Source organism: Serratia sp. 2723 (assembly GCF_050434425.1).
In the GTDB taxonomy this organism is placed as follows: domain Bacteria; phylum Pseudomonadota; class Gammaproteobacteria; order Enterobacterales; family Enterobacteriaceae; genus Chania.
The window spans coordinates 13,356-29,077 of the sequence record NZ_JBNDIN010000008.1 but is presented as its reverse complement, the minus strand read 5'-3'; the positions used below and the strand labels follow the sequence as shown (position 1 = coordinate 29,077).

15 protein-coding genes and 1 pseudogene are annotated in these 15,722 nt (G+C 53.6%); 3 read left to right on the top strand and 13 right to left on the bottom strand.

Translation table 11 applies throughout. From position 1 onward, the window contains the following. Window positions 1-124: 124 nt before the first annotated feature. Entirely contained in the window at window positions 125-1,819 is a 1,695-nt protein-coding gene (gene eptB, locus ABIE29_RS13800; RefSeq protein ID WP_429619339.1) for a kdo(2)-lipid A phosphoethanolamine 7''-transferase, read from the bottom strand. 174 nt (window positions 1,820-1,993) lie between these two features. After that, window positions 1,994-2,113 (bottom strand): annotated as a pseudogene (locus ABIE29_RS13795) (organic hydroperoxide resistance protein); the annotation flags it as partial. Window positions 2,114-2,173: 60 nt separating this feature from the next. Here ABIE29_RS13795 and ABIE29_RS13790 point away from each other — a divergent pair. After that, on the top strand, window positions 2,174-2,773 hold the full coding sequence (locus ABIE29_RS13790; protein WP_429619338.1) for an HD domain-containing protein: 600 nt from the start codon (window positions 2,174-2,176) through the stop codon (window positions 2,771-2,773). Between the two features lie 176 nt (window positions 2,774-2,949). Here ABIE29_RS13790 and ABIE29_RS13785 read toward each other — a convergent pair whose 3' ends face one another. Together ABIE29_RS13785 and bglF are read right to left on the bottom strand one after the other, a co-directional pair. Continuing rightward, on the bottom strand, window positions 2,950-4,350 hold the full coding sequence (locus ABIE29_RS13785; RefSeq protein WP_429619337.1) for a glycoside hydrolase family 1 protein: 1,401 nt from the start codon (window positions 4,348-4,350) through the stop codon (window positions 2,950-2,952). A gap of 23 nt (window positions 4,351-4,373) precedes the next feature. Continuing rightward, complete coding sequence (gene bglF, locus ABIE29_RS13780) at window positions 4,374-6,257, bottom strand: PTS beta-glucoside transporter subunit IIABC (RefSeq protein WP_429619336.1); 1,884 nt, start codon at window positions 6,255-6,257, stop codon at window positions 4,374-4,376. A 641-nt stretch (window positions 6,258-6,898) separates the two neighbouring features. Here bglF and ABIE29_RS13775 point away from each other — a divergent pair. After that, window positions 6,899-7,648, top strand: coding sequence for an NAD-dependent epimerase/dehydratase family protein (locus tag ABIE29_RS13775; protein ID WP_429619335.1), 750 nt, complete (start codon window positions 6,899-6,901; stop codon window positions 7,646-7,648). Between the two features lie 65 nt (window positions 7,649-7,713). On the opposite strand, the gene ABIE29_RS13770 is transcribed toward ABIE29_RS13775, so the two are convergent. Together ABIE29_RS13770 and ABIE29_RS13765 are read right to left on the bottom strand one after the other, a co-directional pair. Beyond that, entirely contained in the window at window positions 7,714-7,950 is a 237-nt protein-coding gene (locus ABIE29_RS13770) for a DUF4282 domain-containing protein (protein WP_429619334.1), read from the bottom strand. Between the two features lie 175 nt (window positions 7,951-8,125). Then, complete coding sequence (locus ABIE29_RS13765; protein ID WP_429619333.1) at window positions 8,126-8,326, bottom strand: YeeE/YedE thiosulfate transporter family protein; 201 nt, start codon at window positions 8,324-8,326, stop codon at window positions 8,126-8,128. Between the two features lie 290 nt (window positions 8,327-8,616). Here ABIE29_RS13765 and ABIE29_RS13760 point away from each other — a divergent pair, with 290 nt between their 5' ends. Next, window positions 8,617-9,309, top strand: a complete 693-nt coding sequence (locus ABIE29_RS13760; protein WP_429619332.1) for an HAD family hydrolase — start codon at window positions 8,617-8,619, stop codon at window positions 9,307-9,309. 219 nt (window positions 9,310-9,528) lie between these two features. Here ABIE29_RS13760 and ABIE29_RS13755 read toward each other — a convergent pair whose 3' ends face one another. From ABIE29_RS13755 to ABIE29_RS13725, 7 genes are all read right to left on the bottom strand, one after another. After that, window positions 9,529-10,773 carry a vWA domain-containing protein gene (locus ABIE29_RS13755; RefSeq protein ID WP_429619331.1) on the bottom strand — a complete coding sequence of 415 codons (1,245 nt, stop codon included), beginning with the start codon at window positions 10,771-10,773 and terminating at the stop codon, window positions 9,529-9,531. A 294-nt stretch (window positions 10,774-11,067) separates the two neighbouring features. Further along, complete coding sequence (locus ABIE29_RS13750; RefSeq protein WP_021807716.1) at window positions 11,068-11,643, bottom strand: TerD family protein; 576 nt, start codon at window positions 11,641-11,643, stop codon at window positions 11,068-11,070. A gap of 72 nt (window positions 11,644-11,715) precedes the next feature. Next, window positions 11,716-12,294: a tellurium resistance membrane protein TerD gene (terD, locus tag ABIE29_RS13745; protein ID WP_021807715.1), complete on the bottom strand. Its 579-nt coding sequence runs from the start codon at window positions 12,292-12,294 to the stop codon at window positions 11,716-11,718. Between the two features lie 56 nt (window positions 12,295-12,350). Beyond that, window positions 12,351-13,394, bottom strand: coding sequence for a TerC/Alx family metal homeostasis membrane protein (locus tag ABIE29_RS13740; RefSeq protein WP_429619330.1), 1,044 nt, complete (start codon window positions 13,392-13,394; stop codon window positions 12,351-12,353). A 23-nt stretch (window positions 13,395-13,417) separates the two neighbouring features. Beyond that, window positions 13,418-13,873 (bottom strand): tellurite resistance TerB family protein, encoded by a 456-nt coding sequence (locus ABIE29_RS13735; RefSeq protein WP_429619329.1) that lies wholly within the window; start codon window positions 13,871-13,873, stop codon window positions 13,418-13,420. Window positions 13,874-13,896: 23 nt separating this feature from the next. Beyond that, entirely contained in the window at window positions 13,897-15,057 is a 1,161-nt protein-coding gene (locus ABIE29_RS13730; protein ID WP_429619328.1) for a TerD family protein, read from the bottom strand. Further along, window positions 15,057-15,644, bottom strand: a complete 588-nt coding sequence (locus tag ABIE29_RS13725) for a TerD family protein (protein WP_429619327.1) — start codon at window positions 15,642-15,644, stop codon at window positions 15,057-15,059. The genes ABIE29_RS13730 and ABIE29_RS13725 overlap by 1 nt, the downstream gene beginning before the upstream one ends. Between the last annotated feature and the right edge of the window lie 78 nt (window positions 15,645-15,722).

Here is a 15,722-nt window from a genome sequence, read left to right as displayed (position 1 = left end):
TGCGGGGCGCATCTTACTGCTGGGCCGTATACGCGTCAATCTCTTTTTCACCACCACCTACCAAGTGGCGCTAAAAACGCCAAACAGGCCAGTATCTGAGCGGATACGGCCTTTCAGGCCCGGCTTACAGCGCCTTGGCGTCCGCTTTGCTCTGCGGGAGGCGGCACCAGTTATTGCTCTCAACAATACCACCGTCTGGCGAGGTGTAGCCCAGGCAGCCGAGAATAGAGTCAAACAGCTCAACATGACGATGGGGTTGGCCCACACGCTGTTGGGTCTGCAACTGCTCAAACGCACTCTTATGCTGCGGATCTTCGAGGTATTTGTCAGAAGCCCAGACGATCATCGGCACACGGAACTGCTCCGGCGGGGCCATTTCACGCGGCGTGCCATGCAGATGCGAGTTTTCATCAATGGATTCGCCATGGTCGGCCGCGTAAAACACAATGGCTTTCTTATCGCGTACCTGGTCAATCACGCTGTCGATAAAGGTATCGGTGTACAGCACCGAGTTGTCATAGGCGTTAATCAAGCGCTCCTTGGAGCAGAACTCATCCACACCCATGCATTCCGGCTGGTAACGAGCAAAGCTGCGTGGATAGCGCTGTGAATAGAGGTAATGCGACCCCTTGGTATGCAGGATCACCAGATGCTTACCGTTGGGATAGCGAGCCAGCGACTCTTTCATCTCATTCACCAACAGCATATCGTCCACCGATTTGCCGTCGTTACGCTTCTCTGAGGCGATCATTTCACGGAATGAGTAATTATCCACATCGGTATTGTTGTAGAACCATACCTCACTCTGCATCGCGAACAGTTCGGAAGTGAAGCCCAGCTCTTTCAGTACGGCAAAAATATTCTGCTCTTTCAGGGTTCGCTGCGGGTTATCCGAGGTGCCATGCTCACGCACGAACATACAGCGCAACGAAAGCTTGGTCGAGGTATCACAAGATTCCCCACGGAATGCCACCAGGTTTTTCTCCTGCGACAGCTTAGGCGTGGTATCACGTTCATAGCCCAGGATGCCCATATGATCCCAGCGAGTGGTTTCACCGATGATAAATACCACGTAGGTGTCATCGATGCCCTCAGGGGCAACATAGGTGAAGTGCTTGCCGGGATCGAACATGTTGGCTGCGTCCAGACTTTCATCATAACGGGTATAGGCAAACAGCCCCAGCGCCGAAAGCCAGTTGGAGGGCAGATAAGAGTGGGCAACCACCCCGCCATAGCTCGGCAAATCGATATTGGTGATCTTTTCCTGGGCGTTTTGCTCTTTATCCAGGGTACGCAGCGGCAACCACACCAGTGCGACTACCGCCAGCATGATCAGCAACGGCTTAAGGCGCTGCCCTGGGGTTTTCATCTGTTCGATGAGGGTGTAGCGCAGGCTATTGCTCCAGATGCACAGCAGCGGCAAAGCGCTGACCACGATCATCCACAGCACAAAGTTCAGCCCGATCACCTCTTTGGAGAGATCGATATCGGTCGTCATCACCGAAACGATAATCCCATAGCCAATCACTACGTTGAAGAACGTCATGTAGTAACTGGCAGCGACGGAGATCAATACCAGCAAAGAGGCGACGATGCGGTAAAACAGCCGGCCCCCCAGGGATACCAGCCGCATGATAAAGAAGGTGAACAGGACAATGGCGATGACTTCCGTCAGCGCAGAAACAACCTTGATCCCCTGAATGCCGTGCGCAAAGGAATCAAAGCGACGATAGAAAACGGAAAGGTTTAAAAAGATGCCGATATAGATCGCTAACAATAACGATAAATTCTGCTGTGATAGCGATTTAACTTTGTTCATGTAACGCAGTGGCTCCGGGCTTCAAGTTCTGAAACCATCAGACAGTCGATATGCCCTCAGGTTCAGCCGATGGGCAATAAGCACCATTCTGCAGAACAGAATCAAGAAAAATCTCACTAAACGAGCATTTTTTGCCACTTTTGCGAGGTAAATAGCGGGAGGCAGGAATTTTCACTTTTCTTTTGAAGCGACAAACTTCAGTGCCTTCAGGAAGCAAGCAGAATACCCTGCGGCAAACGGCTGTTCCGGGTTGGTGATGTGTAATAATGCCCCACCACAACCTGCGATCGTCTTTCTGCTAGCCGCTCGGTATGCTAGGTTTTATCTATCGGATGCCGCAGGGAAACCAAAAGCATGACTGACACATTGGCCGAACGCGCCCGCCGCTATGCCACCAAAGCGCATGGAGCGATCGATCAGCGCCGCAAATACACTAACGACCCGTACATTGTGCATCCACAGGCCGTGATGGAGATTGTCAGCAGCGTGCCGCACAGCGAAGAAATGCTGGCTGCGGCCTGGTTGCATGACACCGTGGAAGATACCCCCTCTACACTGGCCGATATCGAAAGCCATTTTGGCCTGCAGGTTGCCAGCCTGGTCGCTATGCTGACCAACGTCAGCATCGGCAGCGCGGAAAATCGCTATCAGCGCAAGAACCGCGATCGTCGCCACAGCGCCAGCGCCTCCCCACAGGCCAAAACCATCAAGCTGGCCGATTTGATCGACAACACCCGCTCCCTACTGCAATACGATAGTCACTTCGCCAAAACCTACCTGGTGGAAAAACAGCGCCTGCTGGAAGTGCTGACCGAAGGCGATCCACAGCTGTGGCGGCAGGCTAGCTATATCATCGAACAGGGTTTGCAGGCACTGCTGCTACCACCGCATAACGTCCCGGCCCGTTGGTTTGACCATGCCCGGCAGCGCTACCAGGAAAACGAGGTGGTGTAAGCTAAGATAGGAGGGAGACACAAGCACTGTGATGTCCCCTCACCCTAGCCCTCTCCCACAGGGAGAGGGGACCGATCGAGTTGGCTATCAGTACAGAAAATTACCTGGCCACAGCACCCGACCGCAACACCGTGGCAGCTCCCTCTCCCTGTGGGAGAGGGTTGGGGTGAGGGGCATTACTTGATTTTCAAACTGCTGCCGTTGCTGTGGATCACATCACGATACCAGTAGAAACTCTTCTTGCGGCGGCGCTCCAGGCTGCCGTTACCCGCGTCATCGCGATCGACATAGATAAAGCCGTAGCGCTTCGCCATCTCCGCTTTAGAAGCGCTGACCAGATCGATCGGCCCCCAACTGGTGTAACCCATCACCTCAACTCCATCGTCGATCGCTTCCGCAACCTGCACCAGATGGTCGTTGATATAGTCAATGCGGTAATCGTCGTTGATGCTGCCGTCAGCCTCGATGCGGTCTTTCGCCCCCAGCCCATTCTCGACGATAAACAGCGGTTTCTGATAGCGGTCATACAGCACATTGAGCAGATAGCGCAGCCCCACCGGGTCGATCTGCCAGCCCCATTCCGAGCTTGCCAGATGCGGGTTAGGCACCATGTTGAGAATATTGGCGCGGGCGGTCTTGTTCTTTTCTTCGTCGGTGGTCACGCAGCCACTCATATAGTAACTGAACGAGATAAAATCGACGGTTTCACGCAGAGCCTGCTTATCTTCCTCGGTGATCGTCACCTGAATGTCGTTCTCACGGAAGAAGCGCTTCATATAGGCCGGGTACGCACCGCGCACCTGTACGTCACCAAAGAACATCCAGTCACGATTCTGACGCTGAGTTTCCAACAGGTCTTCCGGCTTGCAGCTCAGCGGATAAAGAATGCCGCCCAGCAACATATTACCGATCTTACCGTCCGGCACAATCTCATGGCAGGCTTTTACCGCCTTGGCACTGGCCACCAGTTGATGGTGGATCGCCTGGTAAATCTCGCTTTTGCTGCTGTCTTCTGACAGGCCCACGCCGGTGAACGGCGCATGCAGCGACATGTTGATCTCATTGAAGGTCAGCCAGTGTTTGACCTTGTGCTTGTAACGCTCGAACACCGTGCGGGCATAGCGCTCAAAAAACTCGATAAGTTTGCGATTGCCCCAACCGCCGTACTTTTGCGTCAATGCATAGGGCATTTCGTAATGCGACAGGGTGATCAGCGGCTGGATACCATATTTTGCCATCTCATCGAACAGTCGATCGTAAAACGCCAGCCCGGCTTCATTAGGCACTTCTTCGTCCCCTTGCGGGAAGATGCGCGTCCAGGCGAGCGAGGTACGCAGGCACTTGAAGCCCATTTCGGCAAACAGCGCGATATCTTCAGGATAACGGTGGTAGAAATCGATCGCCACATCCTTGATACCGCTATCGCCAGCAACGCGCGGCGTCAGGCCGCCAAAGATCCCTTGGGGTTGCAGATCTGACGTTGAAAGACCTTTGCCATCCTCCAGATACGCCCCTTCAACCTGATTTGCCGCGACCGCGCCGCCCCATAGAAAATGCTGTGGAAATTTGCAACTCATCGCTTTCTCCTCAATAAACCTGATTAACGTAATAATGTCAGCAGCGGTGCCTGTTCCTGCACCGGGCTTTGGCCGCTGGTAAGCACATCGACATAGTCGTCGCTGTTGCTGATGATGATCGGCGTAGTGGTATCAAAACCCGCGGCACGGATCGCCTCCTGGTCAAACTCGATCAGCAGATCGCCCTGTTTAACCCGATCGCCCTCTTGGATATGGGCGGTAAAATGCAGGCCGTTAAGCTTGACGGTATCTATGCCCACGTGGATGAGCACCTCGGCCCCCTCATCCGATTCAATGCCGATGGCGTGCTTGGTTTTGAACAGCGATACCACACAGCCATTGACTGGGGCCACCACTCGGCCCTGATGCGGTATTATGGCCACGCCTTTACCCAGCAGGCCGCTGGCGAAGGTAGCATCCTGAACCTGCTCCAACGGGATAATGTCACCAGCAATAGGGCTGGTAATCTGTTGCTTGCGGTTGAGCGGTGCCTGTGGGGCTGGCTCTGGGGCTGGTGCCGTTTCAACCGGCTGTTCCGCTGGCGGTACAATGCCGAACAGATAGCTGGCAATGGCAGCAAACACAAACGACACCAAGGTACCGGCAATCGCCCCCAAGACTGTCGCATCAAAGCCGCCCGCCGGGATGATCTGGGCAAAGGTGAAGATACTGACCAAACCAAACGAGTAGGTTGCCGTGTGGAAGTAACCAATTACCGCCCCACCCAACGCCCCGCCGATGCAGCCAAAAATAAATGGCCTTTTGTTTGGCAGCGTGACTCCGTACACCGCAGGCTCGGTAATACCGAAGATGCCGGCGGTAACGGCAGAACCTGCCATCATCCGCAGCTTGGCATCGCGGGTACGCAGCATCACACCCAACGTGGCCCCCACTTGCCCCATCACCGCAGGCAGCAGCAGCGGAGACAGGGTGTCGCGCCCAAATACGCTCATATTGTTGAGCATCAGCGGTATCAGCCCCCAGTGCAGGCCGAAGATCACACAAACCTGCCAGGCAGCGCCCATAAAGGCACCGGCCACGATCGGGTTGAAGGCATAGATGGCCTGATAGCCGTTGGCCAACATCAGGCTCAGCCAGGTAGCCGCCGGGCCAATCAGCAAGAAGGTCAGCGGCACGGTGATCACCATGCACATCAACGGCGTGACGAAATTACGCACCGCGCTGTGCAACACCCGGTTGAATAGCGGCTCCAGGCGGCATGACACCCAGGCGGCAAAAATGATCGGGATGACCGACGAGCTATAGTTGATAAAGGTGATAGGAATGCCAAGGAAATACTCCGGTTGGGTACCCGGAAGCTGAGCCGCCTCAAAAGCCCCCATCATCAACGGATGCGTCAACGCCCCACCGATGGCCATGGTGACAAAAACGTTACCACCAAATTTCTTACCGGCGGTGTAACCCAGCATGATCGGTAAGAAATAGAACAGCGCGTCACTCGACGCAAACAGCAGCTTGTAGGTGCCGCTGCTATCCAATAACCAACCGCAGGCCAGGCTCAACGCCAGGAAGCCCTTCAGGATCCCCGAAGCCGCCATCACGCCGAGCAGCGGGGTGAAAATACCGGAAACCACGTCGATAAAGCGGCTGAGCAGGTTTTCCTTTTTATCTTCTTGTGCGTTGGCGGGGGTTTCCTCACCCGCACCAAGCTGCGCATTCAAGGCGTTATAAACCTCTCCGACGTGGTTACCTACCACCACCTGAAACTGGCCACCGCTTTCCACGACCATGATGACGCCTGGGTTTTTCTTCAGCGCCTCCGCATCCGCCTTACCGTGTTCCTGCAGTTTAAAACGCAGACGGGTGGCGCAATGCACCAGGCTTTTCACATTGTCGCGGCCACCGACGCCGGCCAAGATCTCACTGGCTAATTCCTGATATTTCATGGTTGCATCCTTAAACACTTAACCTTGCTGCTCCCCAGCCACGACGATGGCCAATCGTCGTGGGGGAACTCAGCGCAAAAAAAAACCTAAACCTCGCAGCCTCTGCTCCCTACGTGGGGAAACAGAAACTCGAGGTTTAGGTTTTGCCTGCCAAAGCAGTGACAACCCTAAATCGGTTGAGTTAAGACGTTAACATTCTGTTTTTCAGTGCGGCAAGGCTTTCCGCCACAAAGTTGCCGAAGTGTGATCCGGTAGACAAAATTCCCCGCCCCGCCCGCCGTTTTTATGTTGGCTGCCACTATCACAGCCACACGCCAAAAACATTAGATAAACTAACTTATTTTATGAATGTAATTTACCGTAAAGGTATGCTTTGATAAGCAAAATAAAATAACCATTTAAGCGTAAAATCATTAAATAACATTGAATTAAGATTTAATTTTGACCTGTTTGTTTCATCGGTTTTATGGTTGTACTTATTTTTGAGGACCGAGAAACCTCAGTTAATACCACATTACATTAAAAGAAAAATCCCATCAATTTGGCAAGATACATCAGAAAAACTAACTAAAAGATGGACAAAAATAGCCCAGGGTATTATTACTAGTCTCCAGTAATTTGGTTTAGGGAAAGCAGTCGCCATGGCATTACGTACAGAACTTGGACGCGTGTTAATTACCGGTGCCGGTGGCCGAGTGGCGACAGCATTCAGGCAATTCGCTGGCCACCGCTACGATTTTCGCCTGGCGGAAAGAGAAACTGGCCTGATCTCTCATTTGCGGCCCAATGATGAAGTGCTGACGTTCGATATCACCGATATCGAAGCTTGCCGTGCGGCCTGCGTCAATATTGATACCGTGCTGCATTTAGCCGCCGATCCTGCAGTGGACGCCGATTTCTGTTCCTCACTGATGAACAACAATATCCTTGGCACCTTCAATATGTTCCGCGCGGCGAAAGACGCGGGCTGCCAACGTGTGGTGTTTGCCAGCAGCGCACAAGCGGTGGAAGGCTATCCGCTGGATTACCAGGTACGCCCGGACGATGCGCCGAAGCCAAAGAATATGTACGGGGCCAGCAAGGCGTTTGGCGAAGGGATCGCCGCCTATTTTGCTCATCAGGAGGGGCTTTCAGCACTGTCGGTACGGATTGCCAACTTCACGACGTTGGAAGCGGGCCAGCAGATCAGCGCGCGGGATATGAGCGCCTTTCTGAGCCACCGGGATGCCGCCGATCTGCTCGATCGCTGCATCCGTATTGCTGGCGTGCAGCATGCGGTGGTGCATGGCATCTCTAACAACCGCTATAAGCGACTCTCGTTGGAAGAAACCACCCGCCTGCTGGATTACTACCCCGAGGACGATGCGTTTACCCTGCTCGGGTTTAGCTGAGCGGGCGCTGCATGCTGCGCCCCTACGCTGTGAGCCCGGTGAGGGAGTATCAGCCGTTCACAACATTACGGCTTTTCAGCAATCTTGCGCAGATACTCGTTATTTTTAAAAGCAATGATCACCATTTCAAAACCGACACGGGTAAAAATACCGCCAATGATGATACCCAGTAGACCACGGAAAAACTCACCATAGAACATCGACCCGATCCCGCCGACCAGGATGCCCAACAGGCAAAGCCAATAAACGCCAGTAATGATTTTCGGTGTCAGCATCGCATCAAAAAAGAAAATATTTTTCATTGTGTATCCTTGCATTCGTTAAGGTTGACCGTTCCTGAGCGGCAAAGCGCCCTCAAGCCAGTATTAAGTATACTGGCCAAAGATAAACAGGTAAGAAGATATGCCGAATTGTTATCGCTACGTTTAAGGACGTAGCGATGCTCAAGTCTGCTCTAACCCGGAAATAACTCCCAGGTTAGAGCAGATAACCAGCCCAGCCGAAGAAGCCGGTTTTACCCTCGGTGATGAACGAGAACAACTGCGCGCTGGGGCCGCTAATCTCCAGACCGCCAACCCGGCCTGACGCCAGACTGGAAGGCCATGCCAGCAGCGCAATAACACCGATCAGCACGGCACTGAGCCATACAAAAACGCCCGCGTTGCATGATAAATCCAAGAAGGAACCCCAGAAACAGACCTGTCATAAGGGAAAAGCTCCTTTTTATGGCTAGCCATAGCCAGATTGTAAAAAGCGCGCCCTGGGTAGGGCGCAGGCATTTTACTCGCCAGAACAGAGAAGTCATACAAATAGCAGGGATATTGAGGGCGTGATCGTGCTTTATATGTTGGTTTAGGCTTGGGTTTTGCAGGCCAGGTTGGCAAGAATTCAACCTGTGGGGGAGTTCTGCTATCATCCACAAGATTGGGAGAACGTCCGGTATTGCACAGTAGAGGTATGATTTAAAGATGGATACAGAGGCAAGTCGTACAACGCAAGTTTTGTCGGTTTTTGATTTTGACGGAACGCTGACTCACCACGACAGTTTTATCCCATTTCTGCGTTTCGCTTTTGGGCGGCGCGTATTTGCCCGGCGCTTATTGCAGTTGGCGCAACCGGCGTTTAAGCATATGCGTAAAAAACTCACCCGCGACGAACTAAAAGAAACCCTGATCAAGGTTTTCCTGACAGGGGTAGATGAGCATTGGTTCCGTCAGCAGGCGGAAGCCTTTTGTTCGGCCTATTGGACCAGGCTGATGCGCCCTTCCGGGCTGATTGCGGTTGCCATGGAGGTCAGTTCCGGTGCAGAAGTCACGATTTGTTCCGCCTCTCCGGCACTGGTGCTACAGCCATTTGCCGATCGTTTGGGCATCAAGCTGATTGGCACCCAGTTGGAAGTGGTCGACGGTAAACTCACCGGGCGCATCACCGGCCATAATTGCCGCTGTGGGCAGAAGGTTGAACGCCTGGAAAGTATCTATGGCCCGCTGGGGAACTATCATCTCAGAGCCTGGGGCGATACCCGTGGGGACTATGAACTATTGGCGGCGGCCCAGGATGCGCACTGGCGGCATTTCCATCCGGCCTGGTCAAAGCGCCGCTCTGCGGTCAAAAGGCTGCGCGTTGCAGAGCCAAACGTTATCAGCAAGACTGACCACTAATCGATCCCTTCGGCACTCAATATTTCCCCTCACCCCAACCCTCTCCCACAAGGAGAGGGAGCTGTCCGGCGTCGTGGTCGAGTTCAGTGATCAGTTGATTCATTTCGGTGGCCGGGTAGATTTCTGCAACAATTGCGAACTCGATCGGTCCCCTCGCCCTGTGGGAGAGGGTTAGGGTGAGGGGCATCAACGCATACTTAACTGACTGATATTTCCTGGTTAAAAAATAATCCGGTCCGCCTTGGCGGCGTCGTACCAGTCTTTAAACTCTTCCAGCAGCAGGTCGTACAAACGGTCTTCTTTCATCGTGGCAAAGTCATCAATCGCGAAGAAATTGGTGTTATCCACCCGGCGATCGGTGAAAGTATCCAGATTCTCCAGCACGCCGTAGTTCGAGCCGCCCAGGCCGACAAACTTCCAGAAAATCGGATAGTTGGCCGAGCGCTTGATCGCCTCTTTGATCTGGCGCGTTTTGCTGATGCCACCGTCGGTAATAAACACCACGTACACCGGCATATCGCTGTGTTTGAATGTATCAATCAGCTCTTCCATCACCGGCGGTTCGTTATTGGTGCCGCCCAACTTTGGCAGGATCTCCCACATTGAGCGTTTGCCGCTGCCCTGGATAGCCTTGATATAGCCATCAAGATTATCCAGCGTCACATCGGGATATTTTGCGTGTTTTTCGGCAAAGCCCCAGACGTCCATCGAACCGTCGTCATCAAACTGCACGGCCAGCACGGCGATGCGATCCAGTACCGCCTGCACATTGCCCTTTTTGAACTGCCCGGTCATCGATCCTGAAGCATCCAGCACGAACGCAACCTTGGCCTTTACGGATTGCAGGTTGAATTTAGCCAGGCTGACGGTGACATTCTTCGCCAGGCTCACCAGACGCGGGGCTTTGTCCTGCAGCTTTTTCTCCAGGCTGATGGTCGGCGGCGGAGTAGCAGGCGCCGCTGGCTGAGCCACATCAACGCCATAGTTTAACGCCAGCGGCTCCAGGCCACCGTTAAACCCTTGCCCCAGTGCACGCAGCTTCCAGTTACCGGCATGGCGATAAATTTCGGCCACAATCAGCGCCTTCTCCTGGCGGCCCGAGGTTTCCACGCTGTATTGGGCCACGTTGGGCACATCCAGCTTCAGAGATTGCAACCCGGCAACGGCATCGGGGCCATCGATCACCAAAGTGATGGCAATCTTGCTGACATCGGCGTCAATTTTGCTGAGATCGATGGAGAAAGAGCTGCTTTGGTGAGTGGTTTGCAGAACGACGCTGCGATTGGGGGTAGCGGTTTGATTGAAGAAGATAAAATCGGCATCGCCACGGACTTTGCCCTCGGTATTCAGCAGGAATACCGCTGTATCAGGCTCACTCTTAAAACCAGGAGTGGCGGGGTACTGCATTGTCAGGTTGAGCTGGGTGCCATTGACCACCAGATTCTGACCGGACTGTAACATCATCAGGATAACCTCCTGTTAAAATAGCTTTTTCCATAACGGCGATTTTGGCGGGTGTGCCCCTCACCCCAACCCTCTCCCACAGGGAGAGGGAGCTGAAAGCCCCTGCTCTGCTGGAAGAAAGAAGATCATCTCAGCAAAACTTGAGCGCCCCCTCATCCTAAGTAATGCTCAAGGAGAGGGGGCTAGTACGGTGCCGTGAACAAGTAGCGTGATCGACCTGCTTCCTCCGCAAAAGGGAGCTGACCCAGCGCTACTCAGGTGCAGGAGTTAATCTGCCCCGGCAACAAACTAATCTTAGATATTCACGCCATGCTGTGAAGCCAGAGCAGACAGGCCACCGGCAAAACCTTGGCCCACGGCCTTGAATTTCCACTCGGCACCGTTGCGATACAGCTCGCCGAATACCATCGCGGTTTCGGTAGAAGCATCTTCAGACAGGTCAAAGCGAGCGATTTCGGTGCCGTTATCGTTGTTGAAGATACGCATGTAGCTGTTGCTGACCATGCCGAAATTCTGTTTACGCGCTTCGGCATCATAGATGGTGACGGCGAAAACCAGCTTTTTGACTTCAGCAGGCACTTTGCTCAGCTCAATCTTGACCTGCTCATCGTCGCCATCGCCTTCACCGGTGCGGTTGTCGCCCTGGTGCTCAACGGAGCCACAGGCACTCTTCTTGTTGTTGAAGAAGATAAAGCTGCTGTCGCCCAGCACCTTACCGTCATCACCAACCATAAATACGGAGGCGTCCAGGTCAAACCCTTGGCCATCGGTGACACGCGCATCCCAACCCAAGCCAGCCATGGCAATGTTCATGGTTGGTGCTTCTTTGGTCAGGGATACGTTACCGCCTTTTACGAGAGAAACTGCCATTTTAAAGCTCCTGCTTTGTAGGGGATGATACGGGCAGTAGTGTACTGCCCGTAATATTAACTAGCTTGTCGATCAGGACGCGTTGATGCCGTACTGAGCACACACGGAAGCCAGGCCACCGGCATAACCCTGACCTACCGCGCGGAATTTCCACTCGGCATTGTTGCGATACAGCTCACCAAACAGCATGGCGGTTTCGGTGGACGCATCTTCCGTCAGGTCATAGCGGGCCACTTCGGTCTGGTTGTCATCATTCACCAAACGGATAAAGGCACCGGATACCTGGCCGAAGCTCTGACGACGAGCCTGCGCATCGTGGATAGTGACCACAAACACGATTTTGTCGACATCAGCCGGGATCATATCCAGTTTGATTTTCAGAGACTCGTCATCGCCGTCGCCTTCACCAGTACGGTTGTCACCGGTATGGGTGACGGAACCGTCAGAAGAAGTCAGGTTGTTATAAAAAATGAAGTCAGCATCGCCGCGCACTTTCCCGTTTGCGGCCAGCAGGAATGCAGAGGCATCCAGGTCAAAGTCTTGACCATCGGTGGAGCGTGCATCCCAACCCAGACCAATCAACACATTCTTCATGGTTGGGGCTGCTTTACTCAGGGAAACATTACCGCCTTTAGATAAAGAAACACTCATTGTTCTAACCTCTCAAAAATTAAACTCACTCAAATTGATTTCAGCTGGATAGGAGATCAGATCTCCTTTTTCTCCTCGGCGTCGGGTTTGCCTGGGAACATGACGCTCGCGAGAATACCCACCGCAAGAACGCCCAGCACGACAAACAGGCTCGCCGTTGCTGAAATGCTGTACCCATGATGCCAGATGTGGTCGGTGGCATTAAGACCCAGTTTCACCGCAATGAAGAACAGCAACACAATAACGGCTTTTTCCAGATGCGTCAGGTACTGCTTCAGGGCTTCCAGCACAAAATAGAGCGTACGCAGGCCAAGGATGGCAAACATCATGGCGCTGTAAACAATCAGCGGTTCACGGCTCACCGCGATGATGGCCGGTACCGAGTCAAACGCAAACATCACGTCGGACAGTTCAACCACGGCCACACACAGCATCAGCGGGGTCGCATACCGCCAGGCTTTGGCACCACGGCCAATGGTGACATCCTTGTTTTCCGGTTTAGCCAACTCTTCATCAACTTCTTTCTGGCTTAACAGGAAGTCGTGACCTCTGAGCTTCGGCCAAATCGGGAAGAACCGTTTCACCATGCGATACGCCAGGTGCTGCGAGTAGTCTTCGATCTCATCACCGTCATCGCCACTGCGTAACATCATCACCGCCGTCCAGGCCACGATCAGCGCAAAGACAATTTCAACGTATGGCCCGAGGCTGAGCAAGCCGGTACCGATGGCAACGAAGATGCCACGGAATACGATGGCCCCGATAATGCCCCAGTAGAGCACGCGGTGACGGAAACGATCCGGCACGGCGAACCAGGAGAAGATCGCCATCATGACAAACAGGTTATCCACCGACAGCACTTTCTCTAACGCATAACCGGTGACAAACAGGCTGGCCACTTCGGCGCCGTGGTGGATATACAGGAAACCGGCAAACGCCATCGCCACCGCGACCCAGAACACAGACCATAGGGCTGCGCTCTTGAGCGAAATAGGCTTGTCATCGCGGTGCATAAACAAGTCAATAAAAATGGCCCCGACCGCCAATACGATGAAAACAATGACGGTCTCGGTCGGGAAGCCGATGTGCGTGGATACCATATTAACCTTCTGAAGATGTTACATTAAAGACCAAATTCGGCCGCATCAAAGCCCAGAGCAGCCACGATTTCGCGTACCGCTTTTTGCTCATCCTGGTCGAAGTCACCGTCGCTTTTGGCTACGGCGATACCCACACGGATGGCCAGTTGGGCCGCTTCCGGCTGATCTTTCAGCGCCAGGATGTACTTCATGGTTTCGCCTTTGCCGATTTCGACATCGAATTCAAAGCTGGCGATCAGTTTGTTAAAGAATTCGATGACTTCAGCGGTCTCGAACACTTTCAGCTCATCAGATGCCTGGAGGAACCCAATCATCTTCTGTTTTTCTTCAGAGCTGACGCCGTCGCTGGCCACGGCGATACGTGCACAAACGGCCACGGTACCCTGCATGAACTTTTTGTTCTTGAAACGGCCAACCTGCTTGGTCAGTTCGTCGCGGCTGGCATTGAATGCCCCTTTAACCTTGTTGAAAAAACTCATGGTAAAATCCTCTGTGAAATTGATTACTTTGACCCTGCTCTCCAGCTGAAACCCCAGCCGAAAGCCTGATCCATGTCACTGTGACCGTTAAAGAAGCGGTTAACACGCTCAACCTTGATGCTACCGTTCTCGTTAACCAGGCGCGCAATGGCACACATGTTGCGGTTGTTCTGGCCTTCCGACATGCGGGTTTCAATCGGTGGCTGGTCTGGCACGTGCAACGTCACAACGCCGTCCGTTTTATCCCAGCTCGCGACCCCTTCGTAGATGAAGGCAAACACCAGCACTTCGCGGATATGTTTCCATTCGCGCCCGTTGATATGCAGCCATTCGCCGTCAGAAACATCACCGGTGCGGTCATCGCCTTGCAGCTGGACAAACGGCTCGCGGTTGTAGTCACCAAAACGCTTACCGAGCGCCTGGATCACCGTTTTTTCCCCGTTGGCCATTTCAACAAACGCCCCGAGATCGAGATCGACGCCCTTGTTCGAACTGAACATTGCCCGTAACCCTGTCGGACCGCTACCGCGATGCCAGTTCAGGTTGATACGGATTTCCCCAAAGTTATCCCGCTTGGTCAGGCTGATGGCCGGTTTTTCTTTGGTTAACGACACTTTGCTCAGGCTGATTTTGGCTGGCTCCGGCGTTGGGGCCGGCGCAGGCGTTGGCGCAGGAGCCGCTGCCGGAGCATCCGCCACGTCCACACCAAAATGCTCTGCCAGCGGTTTCAGCCCGCCGTTGAAGCCCTGAGCGATAAAGCGGAATTTCCATTCGCTGTTGCGACGGTAAAGCTCACCCAGGATCAATGCGGCTTCCTGGCGGCCATTCAGCTCAACGGTCCCCACCAGCAGCACTTCGTTATCCGCTTCAATCTGGATCAGCAAACGTTGCAGGCCCGCGACGGTTTGAGCCCCTTCACAGGTCACCGTAAAGGCGACTTTCTGCACGTCTGGGTGCAAGCGGCTGACGTCTACCGCGAAGTTGGAATTATGGCCTTCATGGGTCAGGGCAACCGTGGCGTCATCGCTCTTGGGCTGACCATAAAAGATCATGTCCGCGTCGCCCTTCACTTTACCGTCGGCATACAGGCGGAAAGCGGAGGCATCGACCGATGCGCCAGACAGCACGCGCACCGTTAATAGTTTAGATGGAACTGGGGCATTGGCCCCCGGAGTCATATTCATTAGCGCACCACGGTAGCGACAATGTCTGCATGCATGTCATCAATGGTTCTGCCGCTACAGGCTTTGCCATGCGCGGTAAAGTCCCACTGGCCGTTGTTACGACGAAGTGAAGCAATCACGATGCCGGTATGAGCGCCCTGCTCTTTCAGCTCATAACGCGCCAGTTCCTTTTTGGCCTGATCGACCACGCGGCAAAACGCGTTTTCCACATCGTTGAACGACTGCCCACGGAAGCTGTTGACGGTAAAGGCCAGGTATTCCACCTGAGCAGGCAGTTTTGCCAGCTCGACCAGGATGACTTCATCATCACCATCGCCTTCACCGGTCAGGTTATCGCCGCTGTGCACCACTGCGCCACAGCGAGACTTAAGCTGACGGAACCAGATGGTGTCGATGGCATTGCCCTCTTTATCCAGCAATACGCAGCCAGCATCGAGATCGATGGCATCATTGCCACCGCCGAACATTTTGCTCAGCAGACCGCCTTTCTTCTTAATCGGATCCCACCCCAGGCCGAAGTGCAGCTGGTTGATGGCAGATGACTGCTTGCTGAGCGAAACGGTCTGGTTCTTGGTTAATGACACCATGGTTTAAGTTCCTTCAAGTTGGTATTGAAAACAGTGATTTTTTTACACCAAATCCCATGAGTAGAAAATCATATCATG

Excerpts from the sequence above, each read along its gene's own strand:
- ABIE29_RS13755 (WP_429619331.1), bottom strand. The coding sequence starts at position 10,773 with ATGATGTTACAGTCCGGTCAGAATCTGGTGGTCAATGGCACCCAGCTC.
- ABIE29_RS13790 (WP_429619338.1), top strand. The coding sequence starts at position 2,174 with ATGACTGACACATTGGCCGAACGCGCCCGCCGCTATGCCACCAAAGCG.
- ABIE29_RS13735 (WP_429619329.1), bottom strand. The coding sequence starts at position 13,873 with ATGAGTTTTTTCAACAAGGTTAAAGGGGCATTCAATGCCAGCCGCGAC.
- ABIE29_RS13725 (WP_429619327.1), bottom strand. The coding sequence starts at position 15,644 with ATGGTGTCATTAACCAAGAACCAGACCGTTTCGCTCAGCAAGCAGTCA.
- ABIE29_RS13750 (WP_021807716.1), bottom strand. The coding sequence starts at position 11,643 with ATGGCAGTTTCTCTCGTAAAAGGCGGTAACGTATCCCTGACCAAAGAA.
- ABIE29_RS13760 (WP_429619332.1), top strand. The coding sequence starts at position 8,617 with ATGGATACAGAGGCAAGTCGTACAACGCAAGTTTTGTCGGTTTTTGAT.
- bglF (WP_429619336.1), bottom strand. The coding sequence starts at position 6,257 with ATGAAATATCAGGAATTAGCCAGTGAGATCTTGGCCGGCGTCGGTGGC.
- ABIE29_RS13775 (WP_429619335.1), top strand. The coding sequence starts at position 6,899 with ATGGCATTACGTACAGAACTTGGACGCGTGTTAATTACCGGTGCCGGT.
- terD (WP_021807715.1), bottom strand. The coding sequence starts at position 12,294 with ATGAGTGTTTCTTTATCTAAAGGCGGTAATGTTTCCCTGAGTAAAGCA.
- ABIE29_RS13730 (WP_429619328.1), bottom strand. The coding sequence starts at position 15,057 with ATGAATATGACTCCGGGGGCCAATGCCCCAGTTCCATCTAAACTATTA.
- ABIE29_RS13740 (WP_429619330.1), bottom strand. The coding sequence starts at position 13,394 with ATGGTATCCACGCACATCGGCTTCCCGACCGAGACCGTCATTGTTTTC.
- ABIE29_RS13785 (WP_429619337.1), bottom strand. The coding sequence starts at position 4,350 with ATGAGTTGCAAATTTCCACAGCATTTTCTATGGGGCGGCGCGGTCGCG.
- ABIE29_RS13770 (WP_429619334.1), bottom strand. The coding sequence starts at position 7,950 with ATGAAAAATATTTTCTTTTTTGATGCGATGCTGACACCGAAAATCATT.
- eptB (WP_429619339.1), bottom strand. The coding sequence starts at position 1,819 with ATGAACAAAGTTAAATCGCTATCACAGCAGAATTTATCGTTATTGTTA.